The organism is Shewanella japonica, assembly GCF_002075795.1.
Classification (GTDB): domain Bacteria; phylum Pseudomonadota; class Gammaproteobacteria; order Enterobacterales; family Shewanellaceae; genus Shewanella; species Shewanella japonica.
In genome coordinates this window covers 482,706-499,576 of sequence record NZ_CP020472.1, presented here as the reverse complement: position 1 = coordinate 499,576, position 16,871 = coordinate 482,706, and the positions used below count along the sequence as shown (strand labels likewise).

Genomic DNA, 16,871 nt, shown 5'->3' with positions numbered 1-16,871 from the left:
GCAATTACTTTTTACCAAGTGCACCAAAGCGCTTGTTGAATTTGTCGATACGACCACCAGTGTCAACAACTTTCTGTGTACCAGTGTAGAATGGGTGACATGCACCACATACGTCTAAGTGTAAGTTTTTACCTACAGTAGAGTTAACTTTAATTACGTTACCACAAGTACAAGTTGCAGTTACTTCAGCGTAGTCTGGGTGGATACCTGGTTTCATTTGGATTACCTTAATAGCAGGCCATGTCGCTCTCCCAACCCGAAGTTGAGCACCACATGCGTTAATAACAATAGTGTTAAGGCGCGCAATAGTACAGTATCTGTTCAGTCCAGACAAGTAAAAATTATCACTGTCGATGTTGTTGCTGTAACGCCTCAAATCTCAGCTTATCTTGTGCTTTATTACCATACTGATTTAGCTGCTCTAGTGAAGGACATGCCAGTGTTACATCTTGTCTGATTAAATGGATTTTCTGTTTAGAAAAGCCTTGAGGGTTAGCATCAAAAATTGCCATCATCACTCCATAGACATTTAAATCCCACTCACTTTGATAGCGAGTAGCAATGCGCCATAAAGTATCTGATGCCTGCCTTTCAATATAACAATGACCCATTGTAGGCGTCGGCTTATTATTGAGAACTTTTGCTGTCGTTGAAGGTCGACTAGTTGAAGGTTTTTCAGCAACTGATTGACTTGATGACGCCAATTTAGGCGCAGCCTGAGTGACCACTTTTGGCAGTTGTTTTTGCTTATCTATTTTTATTTGAGTTTTAGCTGTTTCTTTAATAAATGGAGAATCAAAAACCGGTAATACAGCAAATTGACGCCAGCTGTTGCCTTTATATTCGCTGACGATCAGCTTTGCTTTCGGATCGCTCACATCTTCAACACCAATAGCAAATAACATAAAGCTACTGATAGGCTGTACCATCAACTCTTCCATGCTTTCTTTATCATCATTAGTTTGTCGCAAATGAATACTAAGTCGAGACAAGTCTTTGCTAGAGGCAACAATGTTAAGTTTGATTTTTGGGTGTTGACCCAACTCAAACTGCCTACTGTTTATGCTGATATGCGTCAGGGCAGCCTGAGCAATAAATGAAAATAAAAAAAGGGAGAGAGCTAAGCTGGCCTTACTTAATATTCCTTTTAACATCAATTTTCTCTTATTCTATTTCTTTATGTTCTGGCTCTAGTAAACTAGACCCTCTCAATTCTTAATGATGATAACTTATGCCCGTGTTTGTTGAGGTTGCTTTGCCGGTTCCTATGCGGCAAACCTTTAGTTACCAAGTCCCCGAAGCCAACGTATCGCAAATACAACTTGGGCTAAGGGTTAAAGTCCCTTTTGGTAGACAGCAACTTGTCGGCTTAATTACCGCTATCAATAATGAATGCGACGTCCCTGCGAATAAAATAAAACCATTTACCGCACTATTAGACGACAAACCTTTATTACCTACCTCACTGTATAAGCTCACTTTATGGGCGGCAAGGTATTACTTTGCAAGCCAAGGCCAAATGTTAAGTCAAGCCTTGCCTGTCGCTCTGCGAAAAGGCTTAAGTGCACAACCGCAAACCGTCACCTTTTATTGCCTCAACGAGGCAGGAAAACAGGTCGATGTCAGTGTACTTAAACGTGCTCCAGCACAAAAAAAACTCTTCGAACTTTTACAAAAATCAGTCATTAGCCAAGAAGAATTTACCACCCAAGAACTTAGCAAAGTTGCCCTCAAAGCATTAGAGGATAAAGGCTGGGTAGCGCGTAAACATGTCACCAATGAAACCGACTTAAGTTGGCGCCAACAACTTAATATGACTGAAACACCGTTAAAGCTCAATAAGCAACAGGCAGTTGCCGTTTCAGTTTTAAATCAACAACAAGGCTTTCATTGCAGTTTACTTGAAGGTATCACCGGTTCAGGTAAAACAGAAGTCTACTTATCGATTTTAGAAACCATCTTAAAACAGGGTAAACAAGCACTCATCTTAGTGCCTGAAATCGGGTTAACACCACAAACCATTAATCGCTTCAAACGTCGATTTGATGTGAATATTGCCGTTATTCATTCTGCATTAACAGATAATCAACGTCTTGAGGCGTGGCGCCAAGCTCGTTGTGGTGAAGCCGCCATTATCATCGGTACTCGCTCCGCTTTATTTACCCCAATGGCCTTTCCTGGGCTGATAATTTTAGATGAAGAGCACGATAGTAGCTTTAAGCAACAAGAAGGTGTGCGTTATCACGCCCGCGACTTAGCTGTCATGCGGGGGCATTTAGAAGATGTCCAAGTCATTTTAGGCTCAGCAACCCCATCACTAGAGACGCTGCAAAATGCGATTTGTGGCCGCTATACGCATTTAACCTTGGCAGAGCGCGCAGGTGCTGCACAAAAAGTTAAGCAAGGTATTATCGATATACGCTCACAACCTTTAAAGTCAGGGATGTCTGCTTCGCTAATTAATGAAATGCGCATGCATCTTGATGCGGGCAATCAGGTCCTTTTATTTCTCAATCGTCGCGGGTTCTCACCTGCATTATTGTGTCATGAGTGCGGTCATTTGCATGAATGCGATCGCTGCGATGCCTTTTTTACCGTACATCAAGGGTTGAACGAAATTTGTTGCCACCATTGTGGCAATCAATACGCTATTCCACATCAATGCCATGAATGTGGTAGCACCATGCTAATGGGCCATGGCACGGGAACAGAGCAGCTTGCTCAAGCATTAGAGCAAGAATTCCCTCAGTACCCCGTGGTACGTATCGATCGTGATACCACACGCAAAAAAGGCTCATTAGAAAAACAACTCACCAGTATTTTAAAGGGTGAGTACAAAATTTTGGTGGGCACTCAAATGCTAGCCAAAGGGCATCATTTCCCCGATGTCACACTTGTGGGGTTGATGGATGTTGATGGCGCACTCTTTAGTGCTGACTTTAGAGCACCTGAGCGCTTTGCTCAGCTTTACACCCAAGTCTCTGGGCGAGCAGGACGCGCCGACAAACCCGGTAAAGTATTACTGCAAACCCATCAAAGCGAAAATCCAATACTGCATGATTTATTAAAAAATGGTTACGGTAAATTTGCGCGAGCTCAGTTAGAAGAGCGCCAACAAGCACTACTTCCTCCCGCTTGGCACATGGTACTGTTGCGAGCCGATGCTCATTTAGCACAAGATGCTGATAATTTTCTACAACAAGTCGCGAACCTGTTGCCTCAAGATAGAGATTTTGAAGTCATTGGCCCCATGCCTGCGCCCCTGGATAGAAAAGCCGGAAAATATCGCAGACAACTGTTATTTCAAGCTAAAAATCGACAGCGTTTACAACAAGAATTTGAATCTGTTCTTCCCCAAATCGAAGCGTTGACAGAGAGTAAACATTGTCGCTGGAGTATCGATCGCGATCCGCAAGATTTAATGTAATCAAATTGCAGCACAATGGGTTTAGCTTGATAGCAAAGAAAATCAAAAAAAACTCGATTAATTACCCCGCTGAGATAGCATTTACATAGCATTAGCGGGTAAAATACAAGGTTACTCCACTCATCCACTTTAAGTTAGTGCTAATAAACGCCCATGAAATCACATATTGCATCTTTACTAGAACAAACCATCGACTCTTTTAAGCAACAAGGCATTATCCCAGCTGATTTTCAGGCACGCATTCAAGTGGAGCGAACCAAAGATAAAAGTCACGGTGATCTCGCCACTAACTTGGCCATGATGCTAACCAAAGTCGCTAAGAAAAATCCTCGTGAAATTGCTCAGTTGATTATTGATAATCTTCCAGCGTCTAGCCATGTGGCTAAGGTCGATATTGCAGGCCCAGGATTCATTAACTTTTTTATCGATGAAAATGCCTTAGCAAACCAACTACAACATGCCCTAACAGATGAACACTTAGGCGTTTCGTTACCAGAAAAACAAAGAGTCGTCGTGGACTATTCATCGCCTAACCTTGCTAAAGAAATGCATGTAGGTCACCTTCGTTCAACGATTATTGGCGACAGTGTCGTTCGTGCACTTGAATTTTTAGGCCATGATGTTATCCGTCAAAACCATGTGGGTGACTGGGGCACACAATTTGGCATGCTACTAGCCTACATGGAAGAGTTACGAGCAGCGAATGGCGAGCAAGCAGCACTTGAACTTTCAGATTTGGAAACCTTCTACCGTGCCGCTAAAGTCCGCTTCGATGAATCAACAGATTTTGCAACACGTGCACGTAATTTAGTGGTTTCACTGCAATCGGGCGATGAGTACTGCAATAAATTATGGCGTGAATTTAATGACATCTCGTTAAATCATTGTCATGAAGTTTACGAACGTTTAGGCGTGAGCTTAACCCGTAAAGATGTTCACGGTGAAAGTGCTTATAATGACGACCTAGAGCAAGTCGTAACAGATCTTGATAGTAAAGGCCTATTAAGCGAAAGCAACGGCGCAAAAGTGGTATTTCAAGAAGAATTCCGCACCAAAGATGGTGAGCCATTACCCGTTATTATCCAAAAAGCCGATGGTGGATACTTATACGCCACCTCTGATTTAGCAGCCATGCGTTATCGCTCAAACGTTTTAAAAGCTGATCGTGCTTTATACTTCGTTGATTTACGCCAAGCACTGCATTTCCAGCAAGTATTTAGCCTAGCGAAAACAGCTGGTTTTGTCCGTAAAGAGCTATCTCTTGAGCACACAGGTTTCGGAACAATGAATGGCACCGATGGCCGTCCATTTAAAACTCGTAGTGGCGGTGTGGTTAAATTAGTCGACTTATTAGATGAAGCAAACACCCGTGCAATCGAATTAGTTCGCAGTAAAAATCCTGATATGGACGAAGCGACAATCATTGAAATTGCGCGTGTTGTTGGTATTAGCTCAGTTAAATACGCTGACTTATCTAAAAACCGTAGCAGTGATTACATTTTCAGCTTTGAACAAATGCTGAGCTTTGAAGGCAACACCGCACCATACCTTCTTTATGCATACACACGTGTGGCTAGTATCTTCAAGCGTGCTGAAGATATCGATTTAAGCCAAGCGAAAATTGTACTTGAACATGATAAAGAAAAAGAACTAGGTACTAAACTTGCTCAGTTTGGTGAAGTACTGGCTCGTATGACAGATAAAGCATTACCACATGTGATGTGTGCTTATGTTTATGAGTTAGCAAGTGAGTTCTCAAGCTTTTACGAGGCTTGTCCAGTTCTTGCAGCAGAAACTGAAGAGCAAAAACAAAGTCGCTTATTGTTGTCACAGTTAACCGCTAAGACCTTAAAAACAGGGTTATCTCTGTTAGGTATCGAAACGTTAGAGCGTATGTAACATGAGTCGAGATTACGCTAATAAAAAGCCTAGTGGTAAAAAACGTTCGTCTTCTCGAGGAAAGAAACCACAGCAAAAGCGATCGATTCCTTACCTGCCGACATTAATCGTCTTGTTACTTGTCGGCGGATTTGGCTATTTTTTATGGTGGATAAGCGGCAGCTCTGATGATGCTCCAGCAACTACGGCACCCGCTGTCACTGTTGAACAAACTAAGCCTAAGCCAGTGAAGAAAGATCCAAATGCACTACCGCCAAAACCGACGGAAGAATGGACTTACTTAGAAGAGCTAGAAAACAAGAGCATTGATGTTGAAGTACCAGAAGATGCATTGAAATCTAAAGGCCCATATCAAATGCAATGTGCGTCGTTTAGAAAGCCTGAACCCGCAGAAGAAATGAAAGCCATGATTGCTTTTCAAGGTATGGAAGCACAAGTCAGGGCGACCACAGGCTCAAGTGGCGTCTGGCATAAAGTCATTTTAGGCCCATTTGAATCTAAACGTGCAGCCGAGCGCAGCAGGCACAAACTGCAACGTGCTGGTATTAATGGTTGCCAAATTTGGCTGTGGGAATATTAATTAGTTTTAATGTGAAGACTTTTTCCGCAATATTAAGCGCTTACTTTAGTAAGCGCTTTTTTTATCCCTTGAATTATTAACAAGCATCCCCATATCTGTTTTATCAACCAGCAGCAGACTCCTTTTCGCTGCCGTCGTTAAGAGGATTTACCGTGACTACTATCGTATCCGTACGCCGCAATAATCAAGTTGTCATCGCAGGTGATGGCCAAGTTTCCCTCGGCAATACCGTCATGAAAGGCAATGCACGTAAAGTGCGTCGTTTATACCAAAATAAAGTGATCGCCGGATTTGCTGGCGGCACAGCCGATGCATTTACCCTTTTTGAGCGCTTTGAAACCAAGCTCGAAATGCATCAAGGTCATTTATTAAAATCAGCTGTAGAGCTCGCTAAAGATTGGCGTACTGACAAAATGCTCCGTAACCTTGAAGCCATGCTGATTGCTGCAGACACCAAAGAGTCATTAATCATTACAGGTAATGGCGATGTAGTGCAGCCTGAACATGATTTGATTGCTATCGGCTCAGGCGGAAATTACGCTCATGCCTCAGCGTTAGCACTACTGCAAAACACTGACTTAACGGCCCGTGAAATTGCAGAAAAATCACTAACGATTGCCGGTGATATTTGCGTATACACCAACCAACATAAAACGGTTGAGCAAATCGACTACTAAATTAGAACGTAAGGAATTATTTATGTCTGAAATGACCCCTCGCGAAATTGTCCATGAATTGGACTCGCATATTATTGGTCAAAAAAATGCAAAACGTTCTGTTGCTGTAGCCTTGCGTAATCGCTGGCGCCGTATGCAACTTGAGCCTTCATTGCGCCAAGAAGTGACCCCTAAAAATATTCTGATGATTGGCCCAACAGGTGTCGGTAAAACTGAAATTGCCCGTCGTTTAGCTAAACTTGCTAATGCGCCATTTATTAAAGTGGAAGCAACCAAGTTTACTGAAGTCGGTTACGTGGGCAAAGAAGTCGAGCAGATCATTCGTGATTTAACCGATTCGGCTATCAAAATGACCCGTGAGCAGCAAATGAAAAAATGCCGCCACCGCGCAGAAGAACAAGCAGAAGAACGCATTTTAGATGCCCTACTACCCAAACCTAAAGATGATTGGAATACTGAGCCAAAAGATGACTCAAATACCCGTCAAATCTTCCGTAAAAAACTCCGCGAAGGTCAGCTAGACGATAAAGAAATTGATATCGACTTAGCTGCGCCACAAGTGGGTGTTGAAATCATGTCGCCTCCAGGCATGGAAGAAATGACCAATCAGCTTCAAAGCATGTTCCAAAATTTGGGGCAAACCAAAGAAAACCGTAAGAAAGTAAAAATCAAAGAAGCGTTCAAGCTATTGATTGAAGAAGAAGCGGCAAAACTGGTTAATCAAGAAGATCTTAAAGAACAAGCGATTGATTTAGTCGAGCAAAACGGTATCGTATTCTTAGACGAAATCGATAAAATCTGTAAACGTGGCGAAAGCTCGGGCCCTGACGTATCTCGTGAAGGCGTACAACGTGACTTACTCCCATTGATCGAAGGCTGCACAGTGACAACTAAACACGGCATGGTTAAAACTGACCATATCCTGTTTATCGCATCTGGTGCGTTCCAAATGTCTAAGCCGTCTGACTTGATTGCTGAGTTACAAGGTCGTTTACCTATTCGTGTTGAGCTTAGCGCCCTAAGTGCTGACGACTTTAAGCGTATCTTAACCGAACCACATGCATCACTTACAGAGCAATACGTTGCGCTGATGGGTACAGAAGGCGTTAAAGTCGAATTTGCTGAATCAGGTATCGAAAAAATCGCTCAAGCAGCATGGCAAGTCAATGAGACCACAGAAAACATTGGTGCTCGCCGTTTGCATACTGTGATGGAAAAACTGATGGAAGAAATTTCTTATGATGCTTCTGAAAAATCTGGCAGTACTTTTGTCATCGACGAAGCTTATGTCACAGAGCATCTCGACACCTTAGTAGAAGATGAAGATTTAAGCCGCTTTATTTTATAATCTGCGGTAGGTGATATGCCTCAATTGTGAGCTATCACTGTGTTAGCTGTCCTTATTTTAGTTAACATTAACTAATATAAATAGGATAGCTACATGAAAAGAGGTGGTTAACTCCAAGAGTAACCACCTTTTTTATTGAAGCCTCGACGCTGTATTTAAGCGCCCTGTTTAGCTATGAAGTATCATTCGTGAAAAACTATCATTAGATAACGTTCTATTATAAGAGAGTAACCGTTATGAGCTCACCCAATGTCACTAACCTAAAATTAAAACGTAAATCCAAGCTACTTGAAGTCACGTTTGATAATGGCGACGTTTTTAATATCACCTGTGAAATGCTCAGAGTTAACTCTCCATCAGCAGAAGTGCAACGTCACGGAAATCCAATTTTGGTCACCCATAAAAAAGCAGTGAACATTACAGCCATTGAACCTGTTGGTAATTATGCCGTAAAAATCATTTTCGATGATGGCCATGATGCTGGGCTATTTTCATGGAAGTTATTACATGAATTTGGAACACATCAAGTTGAGATTTGGGAAAGATATTTAGCTCGACTTCGTGCTGAGAAAGGCTCTCGTGAGCCGCTAATTGATATGAATATTAAGTACTCTTAGTGTTCATCTCCTGACATAGCTTAGGTTGAGGACAAAGCACGACAACTGTTTCTCAGTGACCAAAACTGAAACAAGGGAAATGATAGTATTTCCCTTATTTACGACTTTTCATTCCAGAAAATTTAATGAATACCGATGTTAGCCAAATTACCAATCTTCATCTCCATGCTTATCTATCCTTTTATATCGTCTGGCTCGACCTTATCACGCTTACCGCCATTACTTTTTACCATCGTTTAGTACCATCGCTTAATACCATCGCTTAATACCATCGCTTAATACCATCGCTTAATACCATCGCTTAATACCATCGCTTAATACCATCGCTTAATACCATCGCTTAATACCATCGCTTAGTACCATGAGTTTAACCTTAAACCCAAGACTCAATATGTAAATCATACGTATATTAACGATAACTTATTGAATACTCATGATGCCAATGATAGATTAACGATCTTTTATGATATAACATATCATTATCATACCTAACCAATTAATCACTTGAGTATCAACATGAATAAGCCCGCCCAAATACTATTAGATCGCCTGGCTATTTCAGTCTCAGCGTTGTGCGCACTTCACTGTATCGCGGGTCCATTATTATTAATACTGTTTCCAACGATGTTGTCCCTACCTGTAAGCGATCACTTTTATCATATTCTCATGGTGTGGGTTATTATCCCGACAAGCAGTATCGCAGTCTTTCTTGGCTGTACACGACACAAAGATCCTACCGTTTTAGTGTTAGCATTTTCTGGAATGATAGCGCTAGGAGTAACCGCAATTTATGGACATGATTTATTTGGTGAGACTGGAGAAAAGCTAATGACACTTGCATCAACCATCATTCTGGTTTGTGCACGTTGGCGTAATTACTCTCTTTGTCAAACAAACTCATGTGAACATTGACAAGAATCAAAGTTGTTATTCTAATTAGGGTAGTATATACAACTTAAGTATATATTTTTGAATGTTTATTACTTTTTTACAAAAGTAGGCATAATAGTGTTCGTTATATTTATTCCAATACATTGATGTGGTTGGAAGTATTATTAAAAGGAATTAATACATGTTAGTGCCATTCAGTACACTATGGAAAAACCATCCATATCCTAAATCTCCATGTAATAAATCTTTATTTTCTAATCAATGTGCAATTCGTATGGGAGTAGCATTAGAAAGCCCAGTATAGACCTTAGTTCATTTGATATTATGTACCCACAGAGGCGTTGTTACCCAGGATTAAACCACTCTCCAAAACATATTCTTGTAGCTCAAGAGCTCGCCAACTGGATTGATTCGACTGGTAATGGTTTATTTGGAACAAAGAGTATTTTTAAGAGAATATTAGAGAAACTCTAAAAGGAAAAAAAGGTATCGTTTTTATCATGAATGGCTGGGGGAGTACTGTTCATATTGACTTATGGGATGGTGAAGATTTAAAAGGTGGGGATGCTGATTGGCTAAATTTAGGAGATCAATTATGGTTTTGGGAAATATTGGTATAATTCGATTTGCTTGCATAATAATACCTCTAACACTTTTTTCATACGCCCATGCTGATATCAAAATGGTATTAAATTCAGATCAATGCATTGTTACTGGTAATGAGAAAAATATTCAATTACAACTAGCACCACCTTGTTCTATTGTAAAAGTTGGTGAAAATAGAAAAGAATTTTATCAGTATGAAAATGTTAGAGTTTACATTATAGCCAGTGCTCCAGCGCCGTTAGAGAAACTGCAAAAGTGGTCCATTACAGTTGAAGATAACTGTACTTTACAGTCTCAAGCTGTCTTTATTGAAAATGGATCGATGAGTGTTTCTACAATACGAGAAAAAAGCTTAACTTGTCCACAATTAGGATTAGACGAAAAAGTATATCGAGATTTTCTAATAGGAAGATCCATATAAAGACGTTTTTCAGATTAACCTGCAGATTCAATATTCCCCTTTTAAGTATTTTGAATACGTTAAATTAACTTACTTAAGCTTGACATCAATTTGAGGAGGTTAACATTTTGAAGAAGTACATGGGAAATCCGATAGGAGTTGCCATTAGCTACCTTTCGCTTCTTTGTGAGTAAAGCACCAATAAATTTAATCTCACTATAAAGCTCGCAACAAAATCCAGACACAAAAATGCCAGCTAATTAGCTGGCATTTTTCAGTTTACGCTTTTAAAACGTAACCATCTTATCAAAGGCTACACTGCTGATTGGAAAATTACACTATCAGCTTTCTTGGTGTAAGACTCAATCTCATCGAAGTTCAAGTAGCGGTATGTGTCAGCTGCTGTTGCATCTAACTCTTTCGCATATTCTTGATACTCTGCAGGAGAAGGTAAACGACCTAATAGTGCAGCTACGGCAGCTAACTCAGCAGATGCTAAGTAAACGTTTGCGCCAGTACCTAGACGGTTAGGGAAGTTACGTGTCGATGTTGATACGACTGTTGAATTTTCAGCAACACGTGCTTGGTTACCCATACACAGTGAACAACCTGGGATCTCGATGCGTGCACCGACACGTCCAAAGATTGCATAATAGCCTTCTTCTGTTAGCTGGTCTTTATCCATTTTCGTTGGTGGAGCAATCCACAAACGTGTTGGTAAAGTCTTAGCAAACTTATCAAGCATTTTACCTGTTGCACGGAAGTGACCGATGTTGGTCATACAAGAACCGACAAAGACTTCGTCAATTTTAGTATCAACAACTGATGATAATAACACTGCATCATCTGGATCGTTCGGCGCACAAAGGATTGGCTCTTTGATATCAGCTAAATCAATTTCGATAACTTCAGCGTATTCAGCATCACTATCTGCGCTCATTAGCTCTGGATTAGCAATAAACTCTTCCATGCCTTTAATACGACGCTCAATAGTACGACGATCGCCATAACCTTCAGAGATCATCCACTTCAACATCACGATGTTAGAGTTCAAGTATTCAATGATTGGCTCTTTGTCTAACTTGATTGTACAACCAGCAGCACTTCGCTCAGCAGATGCATCAGATAACTCGAATGCTTGCTCAACTTTAAGGTGCTCTAGTCCTTCAATTTCAAGAACACGGCCAGAGAAAGCGTTAATCTTACCTTTCTTCTCTACCGTTAATAGACCCATTTCGATAGCTTTATGTGGGATAGCATGTACAAGATCACGTAATGTGATACCTGGTTGCATTTCACCTTTAAAACGAACCAAAATTGACTCAGGCATATCCAATGGCATAACACCAGTTGCTGCAGCAAATGCAACAAGACCAGAACCTGCAGGGAATGAAATACCAATAGGGAAACGCGTATGAGAGTCACCACCAGTACCAACAGTATCTGGCAGAAGCATACGGTTTAACCATGAGTGAATAACACCGTCACCTGGACGAAGTGAAACACCACCACGGTTCATGATGAAATCTGGTAATGTTTGATGCGTATTCACATCAACAGGCTTCGGATAAGCGGCAGTATGACAGAATGACTGCATCGTTAGGTCTGCACTGAAGCCCAAACATGCTAAATCTTTTAGCTCATCACGTGTCATTGGGCCAGTGGTATCTTGCGAACCAACAGATGTCATTTTAGGTTCACAATACTGACCTGGACGAATACCTGTTACACCACAAGCTTTACCGACCATTTTTTGCGCCAGTGTGAAGCCTTTACTTGATGCTTCAACGTCTTGTGGACGTACGAATACATCTGAAGCACTAAGACCTAGCGTTTCACGTGCACGGTCTGTTAAACCACGACCAATGATTAATGGAATACGGCCACCAGCACGTACTTCATCTAGCAGTACGTCAGTTTTAAGTTCAAACGTTGAAATCACTTCATCAGTGCCAGCACGCTTAACTACGCCTTCATATGGGTAGATATCAATAACATCGCCCATGTTCATTTTTTCTACGTCTAGCTCAATTGGTAATGCGCCTGCATCTTCCATCGTGTTGAAGAAGATTGGTGCAATTTTACCACCTAAACAGAAACCACCAGCGCGCTTATTAGGTACATAAGGGATATCGTCACCCATGAACCATAGCACTGAGTTAGTCGCTGATTTACGAGAAGAACCAGTACCAACAACGTCACCAACATAAACCAGTGGATGACCTTTGCCTTTAAGTGCTTCGATTTCTTTGATTGGGCCAACTACGCCAGCTTCATCAGGCACAATGCCGTCACGGGCATTTTTCAGCATGGCTAATGCGTGCAATGGGATATCTGGACGAGACCATGCATCAGGAGCAGGAGACAAGTCATCTGTGTTTGTCTCACCTGACACTTTAAATACAGTCAAGGTCACTTTTTCTGCTAATTTAGGACGGTTTAGGAACCACTCAGCATTAGCCCAAGAGTTAACAACTTGCTTAGCAAAGTCATTACCTGCTTGCATTTTTTCTACCACATCATGGTAGGCATCAAACATTAATAGTGTATTTGATAATGCAGTGACTGCGATTGGAGCAAGTGCATCATTATCTAATTGAGCGATTAACGGCTCAATGTTGTAACCACCTTGCATAGTACCAAGTAGTTCAGTAGCACGCTCAGTTGATAGGATTGGTGACGAAACAGTGCCTTTGGCAACTGCATCTAAGAATGCCGCTTTTACGTACGCAGCTTCATCAACACCAGGGGGAATACGATTTTCTAATAGATCTAGAATCACGGCCTCTTCACCAGCAGGCGGAGTTTCAACTAACTTCACTAATTCAGCCACTTGTTGTGCATCTAATGGCTTAGGGACAACACCCTCTGCAGCACGTTCTGCGACGTGTTTACGATATGCTTCTAGCACGGCAACATTCCTCTTTGTTTTGCGCCTAACAGCGAAACTGAACATCATTTAATAGAAAAAATGACCATTCCACAGGTTCGGGCTTGAAATCCGACCCGTAGTATACTACAGGTTTGCAAAAGTATGAATTAGATCACACTCTAATGGAGACGAAATCGATACTAATATTGAGCTCGCAGTATAATTTAACTTCTGCTTTAAACAAATAAAATTAGACAATAGTTTAAAACATTAAATAAACACTTTAATTTCAGTACATTAACCTGACACCACAATTTAATTCAGTCCTATAAATCAATCGTATAACTTAGATGAAATTTTGCTTTTTTTTTCGCTATTCTGCATAGTCTTTGAACAGCACCACCTAATACATGCCTAAAACACTGTTTATTCAACTTTATTGACTAGCTATTCAAACTAAGTAAGGGAGTAATATGTCATTAACCACTATAGAAGCGGTCATATTTGATATGGACGGCGTGATTATTGATACCGAGCCAGCTTGGCAAAAAGCTGAGGTCGAAGTGCTCAATCAACTCGGTGTACCCATCACCATGAAAGATGCCGAAGTTACCACAGGGTTACGAATCGATTTATTGGTTGCCTATTGGTACCAACGAAACCCATGGGATAACTATGATAACCGTGCTGTCGCGCAGCAGATTATCGATAAAGTCGTCACGTTTATTGAAACTGAAGGTGCCCCAATGCGCGGCGTTATCGATGCATTAAAACTATGCCAGCAAAAGCAGCTTAAAATTGGACTAGCGACCTCTTCTTCAACAGATCTCATTGACTCTGTCATGGCAAAACTAGGGATAAGATCGTATTTTGAAGCAATTGCATCGGCTGAAAATCTTCAATACGGAAAGCCGCATCCAGAAGTCTATTTGAATTGCGCCAATGCATTAAAGGTAAATCCTGCACATTGCCTAGCCATTGAGGATTCATTTAATGGCTTAATTGCAGCAAGAGCAGCGACAATGCAAACGGTGGCGATTCCTGCTCCTGAATTCGCTGAGCAATCACGTTGGGTTATTGCGCATCAACAGCTCGAGCATTTAGGCCAATTAGCTGACGTGCTAGATACCACGACCAGAATCTAACTAAGCAACAAAAGCGATATAAAAAGGGCTGCACCCGCAGCCCTTTATATCACCAAGTCTATTCGAACAAAGACTTAAGTTAGAAGTTTTTACCAATGAATAAGTAAAATGCTTGCTCGCCAGTATCAGTAAAGCCAAAGCCTAATGCTGCCGGCCCCCAGCTAGTATCTGTACCTAAATAAAGACTACTCGCATATATCAAGTCATCTAAATCAATGTCATCTTTTAGTAGCCACACGTTACCAGCCTCAATACTGGCACCTAAGTAGAGTGGCACATCTGATAATAAAACATCTCGACCAAGATCATACTGATAAATCAGTGCGCCAAATGCTTTGTGAGGTCCAGCAAGAGCACCTTTGTGATAACCCGATAAATTCAAGAAGCCACCTAATTCAGCAACATGAATGGTGAAATCACGGTCAACATCCACTGTAGTGATTGCCGCTTTACCTACAATGGCATGGTTACCTAGATTTAATGCCCCTTTCCAATCTGCTTCAAATTGCCAAGCCAGTTGATCTGAGTCATTGACCACGGCACCTGAGTATTTTTCATCACGCACTGCCGCTTTAAAGGTTAAGCGTTGACCTTCAGTAGGGAAGCTGATGCTATTTAATGTATCGTACGTCATCAAAAAGTACCCACCGACTGAATCATAATCCAAGTCAATTTCGGAAACGGCACGATTAGATAGTGTCCCTAGTTCACCTACAGCACCAATCTCAATCAAACCAGCGTGAGAGTAGTTATAACCAACACCCATAGAGAATTGATTTAACGAATTTTTAAGCTCATATAAACGATCATTGCCATCATAAAAGTCCCAGTCTTTAATCTCATACTCATAAAGCGCTCGGCCATAAAAATCTTGGTCTTTTGAGAAAGGCTGGTAAAACTCAGTACTAATTCGTTTTTCAAATCCAAGTTGCATCTCGTTTCGCCATTCGCCACCATTATCGGTAAGTTCACCCATGGTGTAAGCCAAGCTCAAGGTAATGGCCGAATCTAAAGTAAAGTCATCTTCCCAATTAAAGCCGACGTCAAAATAATTAGGTCCCCAAGATTTTGCATGGGTACTGACGGTTAAAACACGGCCTTCTTCAGTATCTTCAAATTCTGCATCGACACGTTCAAATTTATTAAGCGAATATAGTCGTTTGATTGCAGCATTTAACTCTTCTTTAGTGATCACCTCACCTTCTTTTAGACCTAACTCTTCTCGTAATAAGCGCTCACTAACTTTAGAGTTATTGTCGAAAACAATCTTGGTGGAAGGACGGTTGACTTGATTAACAAACACCAGCTTGGCTCGTCTTTTTTTATCTTGATAAGCTTGATAATCAGCTTCACTGATACTCAAGTGAGCCAACATAGGCAGAGCAGCATTACCAGCGATAGTCCCAGCTTCTAATGCTTGCGGCATGATTTCAAAGTCAGTAGTACTCATGTCGTCAATCGCGGGGCGAATGAGCACGTCACCATCTGTTAAATAGGTCTTCTGCTCTTCAGTGGTAGCTTTGGTCAAAATCGTCGATAGCTGTTCCAATACTGCAATAGTGCTATCTAGCTGCTCTTTAGTTGCTAATGGTGAGCCAATATCAACAGCGATCACCACATCTGCTCCCATGGCTTTAACCACATCAATCGGCATATTATTCGAAATACCGCCGTCGACTAAAAGCTTGCCATCTATTTCTGCTGGTTGCAGCGCACCTGGCACAGTGGCAGAAGCTTGCATGGCTTTTACAATACTGCCCTTATCTAATACAACGGCGTGACTTGTGGATAAATCTGTTGCAACTGCACGGTAGGGGATCGCTAAATCATCGAAATCACCAAACTGCTCAACGAGGTCAGTTGAATGTTGCAGTAGCTGTGACATTGTTTGGCCTCGAAGTAAGCCACTTGGCGCAGCAAGCCCCCCATCTTTATAGCCCACATTTAATGGGATATTAAATTTATCTCGATGTTGTTTATCACGGTAGGTTAAATCTTCGCGGGGAATAGTATCTGAGTAGCCCTCAGCCCAAGGAGAGTTCAGCATGATCGTTTCTATTTCATCAGCGGTATAACCAAGTGCATACATACCGCCTACGTACGAACCAATACTGGTACCAGTCACATAATCAACTGGAATACGGTTTTGCTCTAATACTTTCAGGATGCCAATATGAGCCGAACCTTTTGCGCCACCGCCACTTAATACCAGTCCTACTGTTGGACGTTCTTTTGCATAAGTGAAACTCGTGGTTAAACTCAACAACAGTAACAATGCGATCTTACGACCCATATAAAGCATCCCTATCTTTAAATTATTATCGGCGCCATTCTAGCAAAGAAAATGCATCATTAATAAAACCTTTCAAACCATCTTATTAACCTTTATTTGCATTATCGTATTTGGAA

General features: G+C 41.3%; 13 protein-coding genes. 9 read left to right on the top strand and 4 right to left on the bottom strand.

What is annotated here, in order from left to right; all coding sequences use genetic code 11:
- Positions 1–4: 4 nt before the first annotated feature.
- Positions 5–217: a 50S ribosomal protein L31 gene (gene rpmE / locus SJ2017_RS02205; RefSeq protein WP_055022928.1), complete on the bottom strand. Its 213-nt coding sequence runs from the start codon at positions 215–217 to the stop codon at positions 5–7.
- 127 nt (positions 218–344) lie between these two features.
- Positions 345–1,043 carry a FimV/HubP family polar landmark protein gene (locus SJ2017_RS02200; RefSeq protein ID WP_167692878.1) on the bottom strand — a complete coding sequence of 233 codons (699 nt, stop codon included), beginning with the start codon at positions 1,041–1,043 and terminating at the stop codon, positions 345–347.
- A gap of 188 nt (positions 1,044–1,231) precedes the next feature.
- Between SJ2017_RS02200 and priA the strand changes: the two genes are divergently transcribed.
- The 8 genes from priA to SJ2017_RS02155 all read left to right on the top strand — a co-directional run bounded on the left by priA (position 1,232) and on the right by SJ2017_RS02155 (position 10,466).
- The gene (priA, locus tag SJ2017_RS02195; protein ID WP_080914731.1) at positions 1,232–3,427 is read left to right on the top strand and encodes a primosomal protein N'; all 2,196 of its coding nucleotides are present in this window, start codon (positions 1,232–1,234) and stop codon (positions 3,425–3,427) included.
- A 153-nt stretch (positions 3,428–3,580) separates the two neighbouring features.
- The gene (gene argS, locus SJ2017_RS02190) at positions 3,581–5,326 is read left to right on the top strand and encodes an arginine--tRNA ligase (protein ID WP_065109617.1); all 1,746 of its coding nucleotides are present in this window, start codon (positions 3,581–3,583) and stop codon (positions 5,324–5,326) included.
- A gap of 1 nt (position 5,327) precedes the next feature.
- Positions 5,328–5,906, top strand: coding sequence for an SPOR domain-containing protein (locus SJ2017_RS02185; RefSeq protein ID WP_080914730.1), 579 nt, complete (start codon positions 5,328–5,330; stop codon positions 5,904–5,906).
- A gap of 152 nt (positions 5,907–6,058) precedes the next feature.
- On the top strand, positions 6,059–6,583 hold the full coding sequence (gene hslV, locus SJ2017_RS02180; protein ID WP_080914729.1) for an ATP-dependent protease subunit HslV: 525 nt from the start codon (positions 6,059–6,061) through the stop codon (positions 6,581–6,583).
- Between the two features lie 22 nt (positions 6,584–6,605).
- Entirely contained in the window at positions 6,606–7,931 is a 1,326-nt protein-coding gene (hslU, locus tag SJ2017_RS02175; RefSeq protein WP_055022934.1) for an ATP-dependent protease ATPase subunit HslU, read from the top strand.
- A 236-nt stretch (positions 7,932–8,167) separates the two neighbouring features.
- Entirely contained in the window at positions 8,168–8,548 is a 381-nt protein-coding gene (locus tag SJ2017_RS02170; protein ID WP_080914728.1) for a gamma-butyrobetaine hydroxylase family protein, read from the top strand.
- Between the two features lie 516 nt (positions 8,549–9,064).
- Positions 9,065–9,460, top strand: a complete 396-nt coding sequence (locus tag SJ2017_RS02165) for a MerC domain-containing protein (RefSeq protein WP_080914727.1) — start codon at positions 9,065–9,067, stop codon at positions 9,458–9,460.
- A gap of 574 nt (positions 9,461–10,034) precedes the next feature.
- Entirely contained in the window at positions 10,035–10,466 is a 432-nt protein-coding gene (locus tag SJ2017_RS02155; RefSeq protein WP_080914726.1) for a hypothetical protein, read from the top strand.
- A 292-nt stretch (positions 10,467–10,758) separates the two neighbouring features.
- On the opposite strand, the gene acnB is transcribed toward SJ2017_RS02155, so the two are convergent.
- Positions 10,759–13,356 (bottom strand): bifunctional aconitate hydratase 2/2-methylisocitrate dehydratase, encoded by a 2,598-nt coding sequence (acnB, locus tag SJ2017_RS02150; protein ID WP_055022937.1) that lies wholly within the window; start codon positions 13,354–13,356, stop codon positions 10,759–10,761.
- Positions 13,357–13,790: 434 nt separating this feature from the next.
- Between acnB and hxpB the strand changes: the two genes are divergently transcribed.
- Entirely contained in the window at positions 13,791–14,462 is a 672-nt protein-coding gene (gene hxpB / locus SJ2017_RS02145; protein WP_080914725.1) for a hexitol phosphatase HxpB, read from the top strand.
- Between the two features lie 79 nt (positions 14,463–14,541).
- Here the strand turns inward: hxpB and SJ2017_RS02140 are convergent, their stop codons facing one another.
- A complete protein-coding gene (locus tag SJ2017_RS02140) occupies positions 14,542–16,755 on the bottom strand; it encodes a patatin-like phospholipase family protein (protein WP_080914724.1) in 2,214 nt (737 codons plus the stop codon).
- Positions 16,756–16,871 lie beyond the last annotated feature (116 nt).

Coding starts and splice junctions, on each gene's coding strand:
- SJ2017_RS02155 (WP_080914726.1), top strand. CDS start 10,035: ATGGTTTTGGGAAATATTGGTATAATTCGATTTGCTTGCATAATAATA.
- argS (WP_065109617.1), top strand. CDS start 3,581: ATGAAATCACATATTGCATCTTTACTAGAACAAACCATCGACTCTTTT.
- SJ2017_RS02165 (WP_080914727.1), top strand. CDS start 9,065: ATGAATAAGCCCGCCCAAATACTATTAGATCGCCTGGCTATTTCAGTC.
- SJ2017_RS02140 (WP_080914724.1), bottom strand. CDS start 16,755: ATGGGTCGTAAGATCGCATTGTTACTGTTGTTGAGTTTAACCACGAGT.
- rpmE (WP_055022928.1), bottom strand. CDS start 217: ATGAAACCAGGTATCCACCCAGACTACGCTGAAGTAACTGCAACTTGT.
- hslU (WP_055022934.1), top strand. CDS start 6,606: ATGTCTGAAATGACCCCTCGCGAAATTGTCCATGAATTGGACTCGCAT.
- priA (WP_080914731.1), top strand. CDS start 1,232: ATGCCCGTGTTTGTTGAGGTTGCTTTGCCGGTTCCTATGCGGCAAACC.
- SJ2017_RS02170 (WP_080914728.1), top strand. CDS start 8,168: ATGAGCTCACCCAATGTCACTAACCTAAAATTAAAACGTAAATCCAAG.
- hxpB (WP_080914725.1), top strand. CDS start 13,791: ATGTCATTAACCACTATAGAAGCGGTCATATTTGATATGGACGGCGTG.
- SJ2017_RS02185 (WP_080914730.1), top strand. CDS start 5,328: ATGAGTCGAGATTACGCTAATAAAAAGCCTAGTGGTAAAAAACGTTCG.